General features: G+C 62.1%; 21 protein-coding genes. 18 read left to right on the top strand and 3 right to left on the bottom strand.

Going from position 1 to position 17,959, the window contains the following annotated elements; genetic code table 11:
• Window positions 1–179: 179 nt before the first annotated feature.
• Window positions 180–2,219, bottom strand: coding sequence for a lytic transglycosylase domain-containing protein (locus NKJ84_RS23830; protein ID WP_352508538.1), 2,040 nt, complete (start codon window positions 2,217–2,219; stop codon window positions 180–182).
• 226 nt (window positions 2,220–2,445) lie between these two features.
• Here NKJ84_RS23830 and dapA point away from each other — a divergent pair, with 226 nt between their 5' ends.
• From dapA to NKJ84_RS23850, 4 genes are all read left to right on the top strand, one after another.
• A complete protein-coding gene (gene dapA, locus NKJ84_RS23835; protein WP_254820184.1) occupies window positions 2,446–3,327 on the top strand; it encodes a 4-hydroxy-tetrahydrodipicolinate synthase in 882 nt (293 codons plus the stop codon).
• Window positions 3,328–3,352: 25 nt separating this feature from the next.
• A complete protein-coding gene (gene smpB, locus NKJ84_RS23840) occupies window positions 3,353–3,832 on the top strand; it encodes an SsrA-binding protein SmpB (RefSeq protein WP_006202221.1) in 480 nt (159 codons plus the stop codon).
• Between the two features lie 103 nt (window positions 3,833–3,935).
• Window positions 3,936–4,664, top strand: coding sequence for a GH25 family lysozyme (locus NKJ84_RS23845; protein ID WP_352508495.1), 729 nt, complete (start codon window positions 3,936–3,938; stop codon window positions 4,662–4,664).
• A 485-nt stretch (window positions 4,665–5,149) separates the two neighbouring features.
• A complete protein-coding gene (locus tag NKJ84_RS23850) occupies window positions 5,150–5,281 on the top strand; it encodes a hypothetical protein (RefSeq protein WP_352508496.1) in 132 nt (43 codons plus the stop codon).
• 30 nt (window positions 5,282–5,311) lie between these two features.
• Here the strand turns inward: NKJ84_RS23850 and NKJ84_RS23855 are convergent, their stop codons facing one another.
• Complete coding sequence (locus NKJ84_RS23855) at window positions 5,312–5,989, bottom strand: uracil-DNA glycosylase (RefSeq protein WP_352508497.1); 678 nt, start codon at window positions 5,987–5,989, stop codon at window positions 5,312–5,314.
• Window positions 5,986–6,567: a LabA-like NYN domain-containing protein gene (locus NKJ84_RS23860; protein ID WP_292657898.1), complete on the bottom strand. Its 582-nt coding sequence runs from the start codon at window positions 6,565–6,567 to the stop codon at window positions 5,986–5,988. The genes NKJ84_RS23855 and NKJ84_RS23860 overlap by 4 nt, the downstream gene beginning before the upstream one ends.
• Window positions 6,568–6,857: 290 nt before the next feature.
• Between NKJ84_RS23860 and rpoZ the strand changes: the two genes are divergently transcribed.
• The 14 genes from rpoZ to NKJ84_RS23930 all read left to right on the top strand — a co-directional run bounded on the left by rpoZ (window position 6,858) and on the right by NKJ84_RS23930 (window position 17,936).
• The gene (rpoZ, locus tag NKJ84_RS23865; RefSeq protein ID WP_023677773.1) at window positions 6,858–7,259 is read left to right on the top strand and encodes a DNA-directed RNA polymerase subunit omega; all 402 of its coding nucleotides are present in this window, start codon (window positions 6,858–6,860) and stop codon (window positions 7,257–7,259) included.
• A gap of 111 nt (window positions 7,260–7,370) precedes the next feature.
• Window positions 7,371–9,599, top strand: coding sequence for a RelA/SpoT family protein (locus NKJ84_RS23870; protein WP_352508498.1), 2,229 nt, complete (start codon window positions 7,371–7,373; stop codon window positions 9,597–9,599).
• A gap of 149 nt (window positions 9,600–9,748) precedes the next feature.
• Complete coding sequence (gene pyrE, locus NKJ84_RS23875; RefSeq protein WP_352508499.1) at window positions 9,749–10,327, top strand: orotate phosphoribosyltransferase; 579 nt, start codon at window positions 9,749–9,751, stop codon at window positions 10,325–10,327.
• A gap of 95 nt (window positions 10,328–10,422) precedes the next feature.
• Complete coding sequence (locus NKJ84_RS23880) at window positions 10,423–10,803, top strand: VOC family protein (protein ID WP_352480324.1); 381 nt, start codon at window positions 10,423–10,425, stop codon at window positions 10,801–10,803.
• Between the two features lie 231 nt (window positions 10,804–11,034).
• Window positions 11,035–11,616 (top strand): DUF2062 domain-containing protein, encoded by a 582-nt coding sequence (locus NKJ84_RS23885; RefSeq protein ID WP_254820192.1) that lies wholly within the window; start codon window positions 11,035–11,037, stop codon window positions 11,614–11,616.
• On the top strand, window positions 11,613–12,026 hold the full coding sequence (gene acpS / locus NKJ84_RS23890) for a holo-ACP synthase (protein WP_254820193.1): 414 nt from the start codon (window positions 11,613–11,615) through the stop codon (window positions 12,024–12,026). Before NKJ84_RS23885 ends, acpS begins: the two co-directional genes overlap by 4 nt.
• A gap of 77 nt (window positions 12,027–12,103) precedes the next feature.
• Complete coding sequence (gene lepB, locus NKJ84_RS23895) at window positions 12,104–12,853, top strand: signal peptidase I (RefSeq protein ID WP_352508500.1); 750 nt, start codon at window positions 12,104–12,106, stop codon at window positions 12,851–12,853.
• 4 nt (window positions 12,854–12,857) lie between these two features.
• The gene (gene rnc / locus NKJ84_RS23900; RefSeq protein ID WP_254820195.1) at window positions 12,858–13,583 is read left to right on the top strand and encodes a ribonuclease III; all 726 of its coding nucleotides are present in this window, start codon (window positions 12,858–12,860) and stop codon (window positions 13,581–13,583) included.
• Window positions 13,580–14,506 carry a GTPase Era gene (gene era / locus NKJ84_RS23905; protein WP_023677765.1) on the top strand — a complete coding sequence of 309 codons (927 nt, stop codon included), beginning with the start codon at window positions 13,580–13,582 and terminating at the stop codon, window positions 14,504–14,506. Before rnc ends, era begins: the two co-directional genes overlap by 4 nt.
• 151 nt (window positions 14,507–14,657) lie before the next feature.
• Window positions 14,658–15,392, top strand: a complete 735-nt coding sequence (locus NKJ84_RS23910; RefSeq protein WP_352508501.1) for an antitoxin Xre/MbcA/ParS-like domain-containing protein — start codon at window positions 14,658–14,660, stop codon at window positions 15,390–15,392.
• Window positions 15,393–15,498: 106 nt separating this feature from the next.
• The gene (locus NKJ84_RS23915) at window positions 15,499–15,741 is read left to right on the top strand and encodes a hypothetical protein (protein WP_352508502.1); all 243 of its coding nucleotides are present in this window, start codon (window positions 15,499–15,501) and stop codon (window positions 15,739–15,741) included.
• Window positions 15,738–16,871 carry a porin gene (locus NKJ84_RS23920; RefSeq protein WP_352508503.1) on the top strand — a complete coding sequence of 378 codons (1,134 nt, stop codon included), beginning with the start codon at window positions 15,738–15,740 and terminating at the stop codon, window positions 16,869–16,871. Before NKJ84_RS23915 ends, NKJ84_RS23920 begins: the two co-directional genes overlap by 4 nt.
• A 112-nt stretch (window positions 16,872–16,983) precedes the next feature.
• On the top strand, window positions 16,984–17,769 hold the full coding sequence (gene recO / locus NKJ84_RS23925) for a DNA repair protein RecO (RefSeq protein WP_352508505.1): 786 nt from the start codon (window positions 16,984–16,986) through the stop codon (window positions 17,767–17,769).
• The gene (locus NKJ84_RS23930; protein ID WP_352508507.1) at window positions 17,766–17,936 is read left to right on the top strand and encodes a hypothetical protein; all 171 of its coding nucleotides are present in this window, start codon (window positions 17,766–17,768) and stop codon (window positions 17,934–17,936) included. The genes recO and NKJ84_RS23930 overlap by 4 nt, the downstream gene beginning before the upstream one ends.
• The last annotated feature ends 23 nt before the right edge of the window (window positions 17,937–17,959 follow it).

Here is a 17,959-nt window from a genome sequence, read left to right on the forward strand (position 1 = left end):
GACCGCCGATGCTGCCAAAGTCCCCATCAGCCATCGCATCAAGAAATGCGCCTGGAACGACGACTATCTCATCAATGCCATCACTCATATGCGATAGCCCTGCACTAGAGGGGGAGATGTCCGGCAGGACAGAGGGGGGCGCGAAGGATCGCAGCCTGACTTGGCTTGAAGCCCGGTCGTCACCCTCGGCCGTTCACCAGATCCCCGACAATGTCGTATTTGCCGGAAATGCGCATCTTGTAGACCTCGTAATTCTCCATCACGCGCTGGACGTAACTTCTTGTTTCCGTATAGGGAATTCGCTCGATCCAGTCGACGATGGCGTCGACGTCCTTGCCGCGCGGGTCGCCGTATTTCGCCACCCACTGGGCGGCGCGGGTGGGGCCGGCATTGTAGCCTGCGAAGGTCAGCACGTAGGAGCCATCGAAACGGCCGAGCTGCTCGCCGAGAAAGGCAGCGCCCAGCGTTGCATTGTAGCCGGCATCGGTGGTCAGCCGGGCCTGAGAAAATGTGATGCCGGCCTTCTTCGCCAATTGCTTGGCCGTGCCCGGCATCAGCTGCAGCAGTCCGCGCGCGCCGGCGCTGGAGACAGCGCCGATGTTGAACTCGCTTTCCTGCCGGGCAATCGCATAGGCCAGCGCCTTGCCCGAGCCGGTGATGTTGGCGGTGTCGGGAATGACGCCGAGCGGATGCGACAGCGCGCCGACGTCGATGCCGCGGGCGCCGGCGATCTTGCCGACCTTCAGCGCCATGAAATGGTTGCCTTGTCTTTCCGCCAGCGCCGCCAGCAGCGCAAGTTCGCCGGGGCTGTTCAGCTGCCCGGCAAGGTCGCGGTAGAGCGTTTCGGCGTAGCGGTCATAGCCGGCCTCCTGCAGCCGCTTGATGGCGCTGACCGCCTCGCGGATGGCAAAATTCCGCCGGTCGGCGGCACTTGGCTGGGGGTAGACGATGTTGAGGGTCTGCCGGCCGACGCGCTCGCCGGCGAGTTGGCCGTAAAAGGTCGTGCCGTAGCTGGCGGCGCGGCTGAAATAATCCTTGGCATTGCCGGGCCCGCCGACTTCAGCAGCGCGGCCGAGCCAGTAATAGGCGCGCGACAGCGACATCGGCCCTTGGGCGAGCTCCGCGATTCGCGCAAAATGCTTCGCGGCGGTGCCGGGATCGTTGAGGCCGCGCAGCGCGTACCAGCCGGCGTGGAATTCCGCCTCGGCGGCATTGGCGGCACTTTCGGCGGCGTGCGCGGCGACTATTCTGTAGGCGGTCTTCATGTCGCCCTGGTCGACCAGCGCGCGCGACAGCACCCGGCGCTCGACCCACCAGGCGTCCGGATCGACCAGCGCGTCACGGTCGCCCGGCGCCTTCAGCACCAGCGCGGCAGCGTCTGAAAATTTCTGCTGCTTGCGCAGATATTCGGCTTCGGCAAAGAGATAGCCGGCCGCCCGCTGCGCTGTCGGCACCGCCTTCAGCAGCTTGGCCGCGTTCTTGTCGCCTTTGGTGACTGCCGCCCAGGCGTCGGCCAATTGCTGGGCGCCGGCGAGACCGGCGACGCGCAGCGCCGAAGCGACCCGGTCGGCATAGAACATGCGCTCCATGCGGAAGCGATGGTCGGCGGCCGGGATCAGCGCGCCGAACTCGCGGATGACCGCCGCCTCGTCCCTGGCTTCGAGCTTTTCGGTGCGCCAGAACGGCGACAGCACCGAGCGCGCCGCCTTCGTATCGCCCAGCGCTACATAGGAGCGGGCCAGGATCACCACGCCCTCGAAGGTCAGCGGCTGGCTGCCGTCGAACGCCCGCACCACGACCTGTGGCGCGGGGTTCTCGCGATAGAGCGCGCGCTCGCTGTTCTTGCGCAAGGCGATCGTGCCCGGCCAGTTCGGCAGCATCTTCGCGGCATCGGCGATGTCGCCGCTCGGCACCTGGTCGCCGCCATAGAGCGCTATCGCCCAGGCAAGGATGTGCCGATCGAGCGATTTGGCCGGCAGCGCCTCGCGCATCTGGCGCGCGCGCTGGATGTCGTTTGCCGCCAGCGCGTCGAGACCGCTCTTCAGCATCGCAACGCTGGCGGAAGGCGACGGGGACTGCGGCAGCGCATCGTTGTCCGGCGCCGTCATCGGGATCGCCGACGTGACCCGCATATCGACGCTGCCGCCGATCGCCGCGCCGGGTATCAACGCGACGATCGCGCCGAAAAGCGCGAAAAGATGAGGCCGCCTGGCCGGCATGGATCTGGTCATTTCCTGTTCTTCGACGTTACAACAGGCACAGTTGAACCGAAGCCTATTCGTCGGTGGTGAAGGGCCCGTAAAGAAACTTTGTCGAGGTCGTTCGAATTGCGATTGCCGGCGCAATGCTTGCCGCGCAACAATGTCGAGACTATGGTGCGCCGCTTCGCTTTCGGCTAGAAGGCGCGCACGACAAAACCCGAAAGGCCCCAAGGAGTTGGACGACATGCTGAGAGGCTCGCTGACCGCGCTCGTTACACCGTTCGAAAAGAGCGGCCGTTTCGACGAGAAAGCCTTTCGCGCGTTCATCGCGTGGCAGATCGCGGAAGGCACGACGGGCGTGGTCCCGGTCGGCACCACCGGCGAGTCGCCGACGCTGTCGCATGACGAGCACCGCCAAGTCGTCAAGGTTTGCATCGAGGTCGCCAAGGGCCGGGTTCCGGTCGTCGCCGGCGCCGGCTCCAACAACACCGAAGAGGCGGTCGGCCTGGTTCAGTATGCCGAGAAGGCGGGCGCCGACGCGGCCCTTGTCGTCACGCCCTATTACAACAGGCCGACGCAGCGCGGCCTCTATGCGCATTTCGCCGCCGTCGCCAAGGCGACCAGCCTGCCGATCATCATCTACAACATTCCACCGCGCTCGGTGGTCGACATGAGCCCGGAGACGATGGGGCAATTGGTACACGACTTCAAGAACATCGTCGGCGTCAAGGATGCCACCGGCAAGGTCGAGCGGGTTTCAGAGCAGCGCGCCACTTGCGGTAAGGATTTCATCCAGCTCTCCGGCGAAGACGCCTCGGCACTCGGCTTCAACGCGCATGGCGGTGTCGGTTGCATCTCGGTGACAGCAAATGTCGCGCCCAGGCTCTGCGCCGAATTCCAGGAGGCAACGCTTTCCGGCGACAGCGCCAAGGCGCTCGACCTGCAGGACCGTCTGTTACCGCTGCATAAGGCGATTTTCATGGAGCCCGGCGTTTCCGGCGCGAAATATGCGCTGTCGAAGCTGGGCAAGGTCGAAAACGTGCTGCGCTCGCCGCTAATGACGGTCGAGCCGTCGACCGCCGAGAAGATCGACGCGGCGATGAAGCACGCCGGCTTGATAAACTAGGGATGAGGCGCCACCTCTCCGCATCATGAATCAAGTCAGAAAAGCCGATCCCAACAACAAGACCGTTGCGGAAAACCGCAAGGCGCGGTTTTCCTATGAGGTGCTCGACACGATCGAGGCCGGCCTGGTGCTGACCGGTACCGAAGTGAAGTCGCTGCGCCAGGGCCAGGCCAACATCCAGGACAGCTACGCCTCGGTCGAGGGCGGCGAGATCTGGCTGATCAACTCCTATCTGCCGGAATACCTGCAGGCCAACCGCTTCAACCACGAGCCACGCCGCCGCCGCAAACTCCTGCTCAACAAGCGCGAGATGGCCAAGCTGTCGCAGAGCGTCGACCGCGAAGGCATGACGCTGGTACCGCTGAAGATCTACTTCAACGACCAGGGCCGTGCCAAGCTGCTGCTCGCCGTTGGCCGTGGCAAGAAATTGCACGACAAGCGCGAGACCGAAAAGCAGCGCGACTGGTCGCGCGAGAAGGGCCGGCTGCTGAAAGAGCGAGGGTGAGGGGCGGTCCGAAGCGGAGGAAAGCCAATGATTTGGCTTTTCGAGCGACGAACGCCCGGAGCCATAGCGGCGGGCAGGGCGGACCAATAGGGATAGGTCTCTGTTGAAAAACCGGATCGTCTTGTGGGGTGCTGCCGGTCTGCTCATGGCGGGCCTCATCCTGGCCGGCGGCTATACCTACTTTCAGACGTTTTCTCCGGATCGCGGCAAATATCCGATCAGGGGCATCGACGTTTCCCACCATCAGCGGCAGATCGACTGGCGGCGTGTTGCCGCCGACGATGTCGCCTTCGCCGTTATCAAGGCAACTGAAGGCGGCGACCATGTCGACGATGCCTTCGCGGGCAATTTGCGTGCGGCCCGCGCCGCCGGCCTTGCCGTCGGCGCCTATCACTTTTTCACCTTCTGCAGGCCGGGTGCCGATCAGGCACGCAACTTTATCTCGGTGGTGCCGCGCGATCAGCCTTTGCTGCCGCCGGTGGTAGACATCGAGTTCGGCGGCAATTGCCCGCAGCGGCCAACTCCCGAACAGCTGAGCGCCGAACTCTCAGCCTTCCTCGGCCCGGTCGAAGCAGCGTTCGGCAAGACGGCGATCCTCTATGTGACCGACGAGGCCGCCCAAGCCTATGCCGGGCAGGTAGCCGGCCGCCGGCGCTGGCTGCGTTCGCTGGCGCTGCGGCCAGGCCATGACGCCTGGATTTACTGGCAGTACCACAACCGGGGCCGCGTCGACGGCATCAGCGGCGACGTCGACCTGAATGTTCTCCAAGGCGGGCCGGCGACGCTGGCCGCGTTGTTTGCCGCAGAGCCTGAAGCGACGGCGTCGGATTGACACTATTCCTGTCCGCCCGAAAGCACCCTCAGTGGCGCGATGACGACGAAGCCTTCGCCAATTCATATCGCAGGTGGCGCTGTGCTAAGTACATTTGATGCCAAAGCGCCCTTCATCGACCAATGACAGCAACGCCCCGCCTGCAGCGACGGACGGCGGCGACCCCCGCCTGGCATTTGTCTACGCGGAGGCGGTGCGTGGCCTCCAACACCAGCGGGGTGTGGTTGAAAGTCTCAGTACGCGCGCTGGCAATCTGATTTTCGCAACTGCGTTCGCGAGTTCTCTCCTTGGAGGCAGGGCGCTCCTGGATGGCGTAGGGCCTTGGGACTGGATGGCGCTGACATTGCTCTTTCTGATCGGGCTGCTGGTCGCGATTATGGTGTGGCCGTATTATAACTATACGTTCCGTTTCGATCCCAAGAAGCTGCTCCACGACTTCGTCGATCAGCACCCTCCCGCAACCGTGGACGGGATGCACCGAGCGCTTGCTGCGCATCAAATCCGACATGGCCAGCAATTGGCGGATCATCCAACGCCTGCGCGTCGCGCTGCAGCTTGCACTGTTTCTGTGGTTGCTGGATCTCCTGGCCTGGTTGTTTGCGATTGCTCGAATCTAGGGCTCGTGCCCTGGCGGGCGTCGTCCGACTCTATGTCTTCAGAAAAGCTTCTATCTGACTGAAGACGTTGACGAACATCGCTTCCGTCAACACGCCGGTATTGGTGTTGTAGCGCGAGCAATGATAGCTGGAAAACAGCGTGATGCCATTGGCCTGCCGCTGCCCACCATGCCGAAACGGATAGGCGGCAACGCGTTGGCCGAGCGCCCGCACGGTCGACTGGTGCGCGATCGAGCCCAGCGCCAGCACAGCGCGCAGATTTGGAAACCGCGCAATCGTCGATACCAGGAACGTCCGGCAGGTCGCTATCTCGGCGCCAACCGGCTTGTTATCCGGCGGCACGCAGCGCACCGCATTGGTAATCGCCGTACCGACAAGCTCCAGCCCGTCATCTGGTCGCGCTTTGAATTCGCCCCGCGCAAAGCCGTGCGCGATCAGCGTGTTGTAGAGCAGGTCGCCGGCAAAATCGCCGGTGAAGGGGCGCCCGGTCCGGTTCGCCCCGCGCAGGCCAGGCGCCAGGCCGACGATCAGCAAGCGCACCGCGTCCTCGCCTTCCGGCGGCAAAAAGGTCGGCACTGGCGCGTTGAACCAGGACGGCTCGCGCCGCCGCCACTCGGCGATGAAGCCGTGCAGCCGCGGGCAGAGCGGGCAATCGCGATCGGGTTCGGGCGAGACGACCAGGGGCGCGGTCAAGGCAACGACCGTCAATAGTCTTCCTCGTCGACTTCGGCCGGTTCGGGCCGACGCACCGGCCGCTCCGACGGATCGCGGCCGACTTCGTTCTTGAGTGTCATCAGGTCAATGAAATGGTCGGCCTGGCGGCGCAGATCGTCGGAGATCATCGGCGGCTGCGACGCCATCGTCGAGACGATCGACACCTTGCGCCCGCGCCGCTGCAGCGCCTCGACCAGCGTACGGAAATCGCCGTCGCCTGAGAAGATGACATAATGGTCGACGACGTCGGCAAGCTCCAGCGCATCGACGGTCAGCTCGATATCCATATTGCCCTTGATCTTGCGCCGGCCGGTCGAGTCGGTGAATTCCTTGGCCGGCTTGGTCACCACCTTGAAGCCGTTATAATCGAGCCAGTCGATCAGCGGACGTATCGAGGAGTATTCCTGATCCTCGACCAGCGCGGTGTAGTAATAGGCGCGCAGCAGATAGCCGCGTTTCTGGAAGCTCGACAAAAGTTTGCGGTAGTCGATGTCAAAACCCAGCGCGCGCGAGGTGGCGTAGAGATTTGCACCGTCGATAAAGAGAGCGATTTTTTCACGAGGATCGAACATGGAAAAATGTCCTTTTTCGAAATAAGCGGTCGTCTAAATGCGTCGCGACTACCGGCCAGTCTGATACCGGTCTGATAATAGACCTGTTGGCCTTCATTGTTCGAGATAACGCCAGTTTTACGGCAATCCAAGGCGCCATGCCGCACTGCAAGCAATTGTGATCGGCGCTGTGTCGTCGTAGGCGGCCCGCGTCAGAGCTGCGCACCGCCATAAAAGCTTGTATTTTGGCGGCGTTCGGGTTATGGACCGCGCCTGTTTTCCATTAAATCCAGGCATGAAAGGGGCAACTCATGGCCCGCGTAACCGTTGAAGATTGCATCGACAAGGTCGACAACCGCTTCGAGCTGGTGCTCCTGGCCGGCCACCGCGCCCGTCAGATCAGCCAGGGCGCGCAGATCACCGTACCGCGCGACAACGACAAGAACCCGGTCGTTGCGCTCCGCGAAATCGCCGAAGAGACGCTGTCGCCGGACGACCTCAAGGAAGATCTCATCCATTCGCTGCAGAAGCATGTCGAGGTCGATGAGCCGGAAGCCGATGGCGAGGCGATTGCCGACCAGACCGGCAGCGCCGTTGCGGCCACCGATGCCGACGACGCCGAGGACAACGTCACCTTCGATCGCATGACCGAAGAAGACCTGTTGGCCGGCATCGAAGGTCTGGTGCCGCCGGAAAAAAGCGACGATTATTGATCTTAGCGACAACTGCCGACACTTTCGCGTCGGCGGTTTCGTGGCTATCTATGACATGCGCCGTACGCCAGTGCGGCGCATGATTCATTTCAGCATTGCGAGATCCTGCCCATGATGCGTCAGTACGAGCTTGTCGAGCGCGTCCAGCGCTACAAGCCTGACGTCAACGAGGCGCTGCTCAACAAGGCCTATGTCTACGCCATGCAGAAGCATGGCCACCAGAAGCGCGCTTCCGGCGATCCCTATTTCTCGCATCCGCTCGAAGTCGCCGCCATCCTCACCGAAATGCACATGGACGAGGCGACAATCGCCGTTGCCTTGCTGCATGACACGATCGAGGACACCACGGCGACTAGGGCCGAGATCGACGAATTGTTCGGCCCGGAAATGGGCAAGCTGGTCGAAGGCTTGACCAAGCTGAAGAAGCTCGACCTCGTCTCCAAAAAGGCCGAGCAGGCGGAGAACCTGCGCAAGCTGTTGCTGGCGATCTCGGAAGACGTTCGCGTGCTGCTGGTCAAGCTCGCCGACCGCTTGCACAACATGCGCACGCTCGACTATGTGCCGGAAGCCAAGCGCCTGCGCATCGCCGAGGAAACGATGGACATCTATGCGCCGCTGGCCGGGCGCATGGGCATGCAAGGCATGCGCGAGGAGCTCGAGGAGATCGCCTTCCGCTTCATCAATCCGGAAGCCTACCGCGCCGTCACCGCACGGCTCGCCGAAATCTTCGAGCGCAACAAGGGTGTGCTGTCCGAGATCGAGAAGGCGCTCTCCACGCTGTTCGACAAATATTCGATCAAGGCCGAGGTCAAGAGCCGGCAGAAGAAGCCGTGGTCGGTGTTCCGCAAGATGGAAGCCAAGGCGTTGTCGTTCGAGCAGCTGTCCGACATCTTCGGCTTTCGCGTCGTCGTCGATACCGTCGAGGACTGCTACCGGGCGCTCGGCGCCATCCACACCACCTGGTCGATGGTGCCCGGCCGCTTCAAGGACTACATCTCCACGCCGAAGCAGAACGACTACCGCTCGATCCACACCACCATCGTCGGCCCGTCGCGCCAGCGCGTCGAATTGCAGATCCGCACCTACCAGATGAACAAGATCGCCGAATACGGCGTCGCCGCTCATTCGATCTATAAGGATACCGGCGGCAAGATGAATGGTGCCGCCCATGCGATCTCGAAGGAAACCAATGCCTATGCCTGGCTGCGGCGCACCATCGAGCAGCTTGCCGAAGGCGACAACCCCGAGGACTTCCTCGAAAACACCAAGCTGGAACTGTTCCAGGACCAGGTGTTCTGCTTTACGCCGAAGGGCATGCTGATCGCGCTGCCGCGCGGCGCCACGCCGATCGACTTTGCCTATGCCGTCCACACCGATGTCGGCGACACTTGCGTCGGCGCCAAGGTCAATGGCCGCATCATGCCGCTGATGACGGAGCTGAAGAACGGCGACGAGGTTGAGATCATCCGCTCGAAGGCGCAGGTGCCGCCTGCGGCATGGGAATCGGTGGTGGTTACCGGCAAGGCGCGGTCGGCCATCCGCCGCGCCACCAAGAACGCTATTCGGAAGCAATATTCAGGTCTCGGTATCCGCATTCTGGAGCGCGCCTTCGAACGGTCCGGCAAGACCTTCACCAAGGAAAGCCTGAAGCCGGTGCTGCACCGCCTCGCGCGCAAGGACATCGAGGATGTGCTGGCCGCGGTCGGCCGAGGCGAAGTTGCCTCCACCGATGTCATGAAGGCGGTGTTTCCCGACTACAAGGACGAGCGCGTCACGCTGGTCGCGCCCAAGCAGCGCGAGGAGGGCTGGTCGAAGATCCGCAATGCCGCCGGCATGCTGTTCCAGATTCCGGGCCGCGCCGCGCGCAAGGATAAAAACCAGCCGCGCGACGATGCGGTGCCGATCCGCGGTGTGCGCGGCGATTTGCCGGTGCGCTTCGCGCCGGAAGGGGCAGTGCCAGGCGATCGCATCGTCGGCATCGTGCAGCCGGGAACCGGTATCACCATCTATCCGATCCAGTCGCCGGCGTTGCAGGCCTTTGACGACCAGCCCGAGCGCTGGATCGACGTGCGCTGGGATATTGACGAGCGCACCAAGGAGCGGTTCCCGGCGCGCGTCTCGGTCACCGCCATCAACGCGCCGGGTTCGCTAGCCGACATTGCGCAAGTCGTCGCATCCAACGATGCCAACATCCACACTTTGTCGATGGTGCGCACCGCGCCCGATTTCACCGAAATGCTGATCGATCTCGAAGTGTGGGACCTCAAGCACTTGAACAGGCTGCTGTCGCAGCTAAAGGACAATTCGAGCGTCAGCGACGCGCGACGCGTGAATGGGTGAATAGTGAATAGTGAATAGTGAATAGTGAATAGTGAATAGTGAATAGTGAATAGTGAATAGTGAATAGTGAATAGTGAATAGTGAAAGAGAGTGCACTCACTACTCACTACAATTCACCATTCACATTCACCATGGGCATGGAGTGAAAGATGAACACCGACGAAGTGCTGGGCATTTTCCGCGAGGCCGGCGCCGTTCTTGAAGGGCATTTCATCCTGACGTCCGGCCTGCGCAGCCCGGTCTTCCTGCAGAAGGCGCGCGTTTTCATGCATGCCGACAAGACCGAGCGCTTGTGCAAGGCGCTCGCCGAAAAGATCCGCACTGGCGTGCCCGGCAGGATCGACTACGTCGTCGGCCCGGCGATCGGCGGGCTGATCCCGGCCTATGAGACCTCGCGCCATCTTGGTGTGCCGGCGATCTGGGTCGAGCGGGAAGGGGGCGAATTCAGGCTGCGCCGCTTCGAGATCGCCAAGGGATCGCGCGTCGTCATTGTCGAGGACATCGTCACCACCGGCCTGTCGATCCGCGAGACCATCGACTGTCTGCGCGCACTTGGCGCCGATGTCGTTGCCGCTGCGTGCATCATTGACCGCTCGGCCGGCAAGACCGATGTCGGCGTGCCGCTGATCGCGCTCGCCGAATACGAGGTTCCGGCCTATCCGGCCGACAGGCTGCCGCCCGAGCTTGCCGCCCTACCGGCGATCAAGCCGGGCAGCCGCAATATCTAATGCATGTCGCCCAAAGCTTATCCTCGGGCTTGAACCGAGCATGTGCAGCGGTTTTGGGACAAAGAAATGCATAAAACAAGTCAAGAGGCGCTGCCGTGATTGCTGGTATCGACCATTTCGTGCTGACGGTTCGCTCCGTTGAAGACACCTGCGCCTTCTATCAGCGCGTGCTTGGCTTCAAGCGCCTCGACGAGCCGGACCGGCCGACGGCGCTGCTGTTTGGAACGCAAAAGATCAATGTGCATGAGGTCGGGCACACCTTCGAGCCGAAGGCCAAGGCGCCGACCCCGGGCTCCGGAGATTTCTGCTTGATTGCCGCCCGTCCGCTCGCCGAGATATGTGCCAACCTCGCCGCCAATGGCGTGGTGATAGAGGTCGGCCCGGTCGAGCGTGCCGGCGCTCGTGGCGCGATGATGTCGGTCTATTTTCGTGACCCGGACGGCAACCTCGTCGAGGTCAGCGAATATCGACCCTAAGTGGCGCTCCTTAAATTCGCCGCGATCATGCCCTGTTCAGAACGGCGATACCCAAGGCTGGCGCGACCGGCCACCGAGCGGATGCCCTCGGCCTCGTTGTTCTTCGGCCAGCGCATCGCTATATCAAAGTCGTAGTTGCTTTTCGGCGACCGCAGAGCGCAGCATGGGGCTGTCGCGCCCGGCTGGAGAAGCCGGCGTGAAGCTATTGACGGAACTAGGAACAGGAACAGAGTGCTTTTTCGACGGCGCAAGCCTGATGGTTTCTTAGAGCGGGTGCGTACTTATTTGTGGCCGCGCCGCTCGTTCTCGCGCTCGCTGCGGTATTTTTCCAAGCGCATCCTGCGGCTTAGAGCCACGCCGCATGCCGTGGCCGCCGGTGTTGCGGCGGGCGTATTCGCGTCGTTTTTCCCGCTTGGCTTCCACTTCATCATTGCCGCCATCCTGTGCTGGCTGATCGCCGGCAATCTGGTTGCCGCAGCACTCGGCACGGTCTTCGGCAACCCCCTTACCTTTCCGCTGCTATGGGCCGCCTCCTGGGAGGTCGGCAAGCTGATCCTGCATGAACACCTGCCGGCACACGGACCGCCTGCCCATCTCGGCGACATGCTGCACAATCTTTCCTTTGCGCAATTGTGGGGACCGGTGCTGAAGCCGATGACGGTTGGCGCAATACCGCTCGGCCTGGTTTTCGGGCTGCTGTTTTACGGCATCACCCGCTGGGGCATGGTCACTTTCCAGGAGCAGCGCCGCAAGCGTCTGGCCGAAAGAGCGGCAAAGGCTGGAAAAACCGGGCCGGAAGTTCCCGCCGAATGATTATCGGTATCGGCAGCGATCTCATCGACATCAGACGCATCGAGAAGTCGTTGGAACGTCACGGTCAGCGCTTCATCCAACGCATCTACACCGAGATCGAACAGGCGCGCTCTGAAAACCGCGCGGCGCGTGCGGCCTCCTACGCCAAGCGTTTCGCCGCCAAGGAGGCCTGCGCCAAGGCGTTGGGCACCGGTCTTGCACAGGGTGTGTTCTGGCGTGACATGGGGGTCGTCAACCTGGCCAGCGGCAAGCCGACCATGGCGCTCACCAACGGGGCGGCAGCGCGGCTGGACGAAATCCTGCCTGAAAGGCACCGAGCCGTGATCCACCTCACCATAACCGATGATTTTCCGCTCGCTCAAGCCTTTGTGATCATTGAAGCGTTGCCGGTCGAAGAAGCGCCACATTGATTGCATCTGACCACCGGCATGACGTTGCCCAGCGCGCGCCGAGACTCTATACCATCCAACGCACAATCGAGGACGACATGAGCGTGGCTGAAAAAACCCAGAAGAAATCCGGTGGACTTGGCGAAACCGTCAGCGTCATCGTCCAGGCCCTGCTGCTTGCGTTGGTCATCCGCACGCTCCTGTTCCAGCCGTTCTCGATCCCGTCCGGGTCGATGCGGCCGACTTTGCTCGAAGGCGACTATCTCTTCGTCACCAAGTGGTCCTACGGCTTCTCCCGCTATTCGCTGCCGTTCGGGCCGAACATCTTTTCGGGCCGCATCTGGGGCTCCGAGCCGAAGCGCGGCGACGTGGTGGTGTTCAAGTTTCCGCCGGATCCTTCTGTCGATTATATCAAGCGCGTCGTCGGCCTGCCGGGCGACAAGATCCAGGTCAAGGATGGCCAGCTCTTCATCAACGACGTGGGCGTGCCGCGCGTCAAAGTCGGGCAGATCGACAACCGCGACATCACCGAGGAGAACGGGCCGGTCGATGTCTATCGCGAGACGCTGCCGAACGGCGTCAGCTACGACACGCTCGACCTGACGCAGGCTTCGATCGGCGACAATACCAAAGAGTTCAAGGTGCCGCCCGGTCACTATTTCATGATGGGCGACAATCGCGACAACTCGTCGGACAGCCGCTTCACCGTCGGCTTCGTGCCGGACGAGAATTTGGTCGGCCGCGCCAACCTCATTTTCTTCTCGATCGGCGGCAGCGCCAGCCCGCTCGAAATCTGGAAATGGCCGTCGCAGATGCGCGCCTCGCGCCTGTTCCATTTCGTCAATTAGGACCATGGCGGCGACGAAACGGTTGACCGCCGATGCGCTCGCCGAGGCGCTCAAGGAGCGCACCGGCCACAGTTTTGGCGACCACCAGCGCCTGCAGCGGGCGCTGACCCATGCCAGCGCTCGCGGCAGTCATGCCGGCGTCGACTACGAACGTTTCGAATTCCTGGGCGACCGCGTTCTCGGCCTTGTCGTTGCCGATATGCTGCTGGCGGCATTTCCCGACGCTGCCGAGGGTGAGCTGTCGCTCAGACTGAACGCCCTGGTCAACGCCGAGGCCCTGGCGGAAATCGCCGATGAGATCGGCCTGCCGGAACTCATTCGCGCCGGTTCGGACGTACGCGGCCTCGATGGGCGCAAGCGCGTCAATCTGCGCGCCGATGCACTGGAATCGCTGATCGCCGTGCTCTATCTCGACGGCGGGTTGGAAGCGGCCCGTGCCTTTATCCACAGATACTGGCAGCCGCGCTCGCAAGCCATTGACGCCGCCCGTCGCGATGCGAAAACCGAACTCCAGGAATGGGCGCATCAGGCGGCAAGCGCAGTGCCGGTTTACATAATCGACAGCCGCGAGGGACCGGACCACGATCCGCTGTTCACCGTCAGTGTGAAGGTCGGCGCCTATCCGCCGGCGACCGGTAGCGGGCGCTCCAAGCGCGAAGCGGAGCAGGCTGCGGCCGCGGCACTTCTGCAGCGGGAAGGCGTCTGGCTCGATCAAGGGAGTGCCGCATGACCGCCACCGAAGCTCCCGCAACAGAAGCGCCCGCTACCCGCTCCGGCTTCGTCGCGCTGATTGGCGCGCCCAATGCGGGGAAATCGACGCTGGTCAACCAATTGGTCGGCGCCAAGGTGTCGATCGTGACACACAAGGTGCAGACCACGCGCGCCATCGTGCGCGGCATTGCCACCCACAACAACGCGCAAATCGTTTTCGTCGACACGCCGGGCATATTCAAGCCGAAGCGCCGGCTGGACACCGCGATGGTGACCACAGCCTGGGGCGGTGCCAAGGACGCCGATATCGTGCTGCTCTTGATCGATGCCGAGCGCGGCATCCGGGGCGATGCAGATGCCATCCTCGAGCGGCTGAAGGATGTCCGGCAGCCGATGGTGTTGATCCTCAACAAGGTCGATCGGGTCAAGCACGAGACGTTGCTTGCATTGTCGGCGGCAGCCAACGAAAGGGTGCCGTTCAAGCGCACCTTCATGGTTTCGGCGCTGACGGGGTCCGGCTGCAAGGACCTGCTCGACTATCTCGCCGAGACCCTGCCGGCCGGACCCTGGTACTACCCTGAAGACCAGATCTCCGACCTTCCGATGCGCCAGCTCGCAGCCGAGATCACCCGCGAAAAGCTCTATCTCAGGCTGCATCAGGAACTGCCTTATTCCTCCCACATCGAGACAGAGAAATGGGAAGAGAAGAAGGACGGGTCGGTGCGCATCGACCAGACAATCTATGTCGAGCGCGACAGCCAGAAGAAGATCGTGCTCGGCCATAAGGGCGAGACGATCCGCGCCATCGGCCAGGCCGCGCGCATGGAAATCGCAGGCATCCTCGAGCAGAAGGTGCATCTCTTCCTGTTCGTCAAGGTGCGCGAGAACTGGGGCGACGATCCCGAGCGCTACCGCGAGATGGGGCTGGAGTTTCCGCATTAGAGATCGGCTAAGGTCAAGACGCGCGGCTCTGATACAAGCGGCGGTCAGACCGGTCCTTACGTCGCCGCTTGGACGGTTCTCGTTCGTCGTCCCTCCGTCATACATGCTCCGTATAGGCTGTGCGAAAGACCCGCTTCCGAGCAACACGGAAGTGACGGGCAAGCAGCCAGATCTAGGACATGATGAGGACTTGGAATCGCATCGACCCCATCCGTCAGACCGAGTTGCAAATGCCGTCGCTGTTGAGATCGAGCGGGTGCTGGCGCGGCGAGATCAAATCATCGATGACGATGCGATTGGTTCGGCGGGCAGGATCGCCGGAGCCATCGCCGCTGCAATCGCCCTACTTCAACCGAGCGAACTTCGGGCCATCGACACCATGCAGGAAAGGCTGCCTGACAGGGTATTGCAGTTCGTGAGGATACTGGCAGCGGAAGCCGGCGGCCAAGCCACCGAGGCGTCTGCCTCATCGGGGTTTGAAGGCCGGAGCATACACGTCTCAAGCCGGCCTGCCGGACGAGACGACGTCGATTCGATGCGGGTCGAAGACTGGGCAGGTCGCGTCGCCGGACCGACATTCCTGGAAGACAATTTCGGTATATCCCGGTCGACCCTGCATCGTTGGCAGCGGAGCAGTAGGGTCGTCGCCTTGCGCACCGGCGGCCGCAAACATGTGTTTCCGCTGGCGCAGTTCGTCGACGGCAGGCCGGCATCCGGCATCCGGGAAGTGTTGTCTGCAATGCCGAATCCGCGGCGCGCATGGCACTGGCTGATCCGCCCCGCTGCCGTGCTCGGCGGCCGTATTCCAATTGAGTTGCTTAAACAGGATTTGGTGGCGGATGTTGCCGTTGCTGCTCAGCACGAAGCACGTATGAAGCTGGCTTAATTTCCTTCTACCCTTCGAATTTTCTAGATGGGTAGATAAACGTTGGGCTGCAATTGGACGGCTAACGTACAAGTACTCTTCTAACTTACGTGACAATGTGCCATTTGTGTCATTTCAGCTTGGTGGATTAAACGAACGTGATATTTGCGCAACACGAATTTATTCTGTTGCAAAAACCATAATTATTTTCGGAATAGTCATTGAGGATCAAGCGCGGTTGGGTATGTTCGCCGCCGAAAAGGGGGAGCGGTGCGAGCCTTTTTCGATGTGGGGTGAGGCGGGGAATGCTGCTGTTCAGCCACAAAATTCGAAACCATTTTTAACTTTGACTGGAGAGGTCAGAAAATGAACATCAAGAGCCTGCTTCTCGGCTCCGCTGCGGCGCTGATCGCAGTATCCGGCGCGCGCGCCGCTGACGCCGTCGTCGTTGCCGAGCCGGAACCCGCCGAATACGTCAAGATCTGCGACGTTTACGGCGCTGGCTACTTCTACATCCCCGGCACCGAAACCTGCCTGCGCATCGGCGGCTATGTCCGTTACGATATCGGCGTGGGTGATGTCGGCTCGTTCGACGGTGCGGTCACCGGCGACCATGATGATGGCAGCGCGAATGACACCTACCGCAAGAACGCCCGCTTCACGCTTAAGACCTGGACCGGCCAGGAAACCGAGCTCGGCACCTTGAAGACCTACACCGAGACCCGCTTCAACTTCGGTAATGAAAACGACTACATCTTCGCCAACGAAGCCCATAACAGGAGCCTGTCGCTAAAATTCGCCTGGATCCAACTCGGTGGTCTGCGCGTCGGTAAGGACGAATCGGCCTTCGACACGTTCATCGGCTATGCCGGTAGCGTCATCCAGGATACGCTGGTTCCGTATGGTGCCTTCGACACGAATGTCGTCCAGTACTATTTCGACGCCGGCACTGGCTTCTCGGCCGTGGTCTCGCTCGAAGAAGGCTCTGGCGTCGTTGGTACGATCGACAGCTACGTTCCGCATGTCGTCGGGGGCGTGAAATACACGCAGGGTTGGGGCGCCATCACCGGCGTCGTCGCTTATGACAGCAACTATGAAGAAGTGGCCGGCAAGGTTCGCCTGGACGTCAAGCCCATGGACAACCTGTCTCTGTTCATCATGGGCGGCTACGGCACCGACGACAACCTCACGGATGACGCAGGCAACGCGATCGACGCCCACGGTCGTGGCTTCTACAAGCAGTGGAGCGGCAACTGGGCGGTCTGGGGGGGTGGCACCTACACTATCAACGAGAAGATCTCGTTCAACACCCAGCTCTCCTATGACGAAGGCAAGAACTTCGGCCTTGCAGCGAACATCGCCTATGAAATCGTCAAGGGTCTCAAGATCACAGCCGAAGTCGACTACTTGCATCTTGGTGAAGATTCCGTCACGAATTTCACCAAAGCCGACAAGGAAAACAGCGTCGGCGGCATTCTCCGCTTCCAGCGCTCGTTCTAATCGAAGCCAGTATCTCCGAACGGCCCGTAGCGATACGCTACGGGCCGTTTTGGTTCGCGGCGGATAGTCGCTCATCTTGATTTCGCCATCCAACCGGTGACAAGCTCTCGTCATGGAATGGCGCGACGAGGGAATCATTCTGGGCACCCGCAAGCATGGCGAAACCAGCGCCATCCTCGAGGTGATGACGCGCGTGCATGGCCGCCATCTCGGCCTCGTGCGCGGCGGCCGTTCGCGCAAACAGCAGCCGGTCTTGCAGCCCGGCAATCGCGTCGACCTGCTGTGGCGGGCGCGGCTCGACGAGCATCTCGGCACCTTCCAGGTCGAGGCGATCGAGATGAACGCCGCCCGGCTGATGGACAGCGCCGTTGCCGTCTACGGCCTGCAGACGATGGCCGCACATTTGCGTCTTCTGCCCGAGCGTGACGCCCATGGCGGCCTTTTCGAGACGCTTGCGGTGATGATCGCTCATCTCGACGATGCCGATGCCGCAGGCGAGCTGGTGGCCCGCTTCGAGCTGCTGGTCCTCGACGAACTCGGTTTCGGCCTCGATCTCAGCCAGTGTGCGGCGACCGGCACCAGGCAGGATCTTGCCTATGTCTCGCCGAAATCCGGCCGCGCCGTGTCGCGCGCGGCGGGCGCGCCGTGGCGCGACAAGATGCTGGCGCTGCCGGCCTTCCTGCAGCGCGGCTCCGGGCTGCGCGCCGATCCGGCGGCGATCGAGGACGCCTTCCGGCTGACCGGCTTCTTTTTGACCCGCCATGTCTACGAACCGCGCGGCATCGAGCCTCCCGGCGCCCGCGCCGGGTTTCTCGCCGCCTTGCGCAGGCATCACTCACCCGGCCATGAATCCGGCAAGGCGAGCGCCGCAGAAACCGCCGGGGAGACCACCAGATGAGCGACGTTGAACCTTATCCCGGCAACGTTTCGCCGCTCGGCCTTGGCACAAAGGGCGGCACGCTGGCGGTTTCGGAAGCGGCGCTGAAGGATGTCAACGGCAAGCTGCTGGCTTTCGGCACTGAAACATGCTCGATCTGTCCGGCGGCCAATCTGGTGGCACGTTGAATGGACCGGCCGTTTGGCCGCCG

It is taken from the genome of Mesorhizobium sp. M0048, assembly GCF_040323405.1.
Lineage (GTDB): Bacteria > Pseudomonadota > Alphaproteobacteria > Rhizobiales > Rhizobiaceae > Mesorhizobium.

Coding starts and splice junctions, on each gene's coding strand:
- NKJ84_RS23870 (WP_352508498.1), top strand. CDS start 7,371: ATGATGCGTCAGTACGAGCTTGTCGAGCGCGTCCAGCGCTACAAGCCT.
- NKJ84_RS23920 (WP_352508503.1), top strand. CDS start 15,738: ATGAACATCAAGAGCCTGCTTCTCGGCTCCGCTGCGGCGCTGATCGCA.
- rpoZ (WP_023677773.1), top strand. CDS start 6,858: ATGGCCCGCGTAACCGTTGAAGATTGCATCGACAAGGTCGACAACCGC.
- smpB (WP_006202221.1), top strand. CDS start 3,353: ATGAATCAAGTCAGAAAAGCCGATCCCAACAACAAGACCGTTGCGGAA.
- rnc (WP_254820195.1), top strand. CDS start 12,858: ATGGCGGCGACGAAACGGTTGACCGCCGATGCGCTCGCCGAGGCGCTC.
- NKJ84_RS23830 (WP_352508538.1), bottom strand. CDS start 2,219: ATGCCGGCCAGGCGGCCTCATCTTTTCGCGCTTTTCGGCGCGATCGTC.
- acpS (WP_254820193.1), top strand. CDS start 11,613: ATGATTATCGGTATCGGCAGCGATCTCATCGACATCAGACGCATCGAG.
- dapA (WP_254820184.1), top strand. CDS start 2,446: ATGCTGAGAGGCTCGCTGACCGCGCTCGTTACACCGTTCGAAAAGAGC.
- NKJ84_RS23930 (WP_352508507.1), top strand. CDS start 17,766: ATGAGCGACGTTGAACCTTATCCCGGCAACGTTTCGCCGCTCGGCCTT.
- era (WP_023677765.1), top strand. CDS start 13,580: ATGACCGCCACCGAAGCTCCCGCAACAGAAGCGCCCGCTACCCGCTCC.
- pyrE (WP_352508499.1), top strand. CDS start 9,749: ATGAACACCGACGAAGTGCTGGGCATTTTCCGCGAGGCCGGCGCCGTT.
- recO (WP_352508505.1), top strand. CDS start 16,984: ATGGAATGGCGCGACGAGGGAATCATTCTGGGCACCCGCAAGCATGGC.
- NKJ84_RS23860 (WP_292657898.1), bottom strand. CDS start 6,567: ATGTTCGATCCTCGTGAAAAAATCGCTCTCTTTATCGACGGTGCAAAT.
- lepB (WP_352508500.1), top strand. CDS start 12,104: ATGAGCGTGGCTGAAAAAACCCAGAAGAAATCCGGTGGACTTGGCGAA.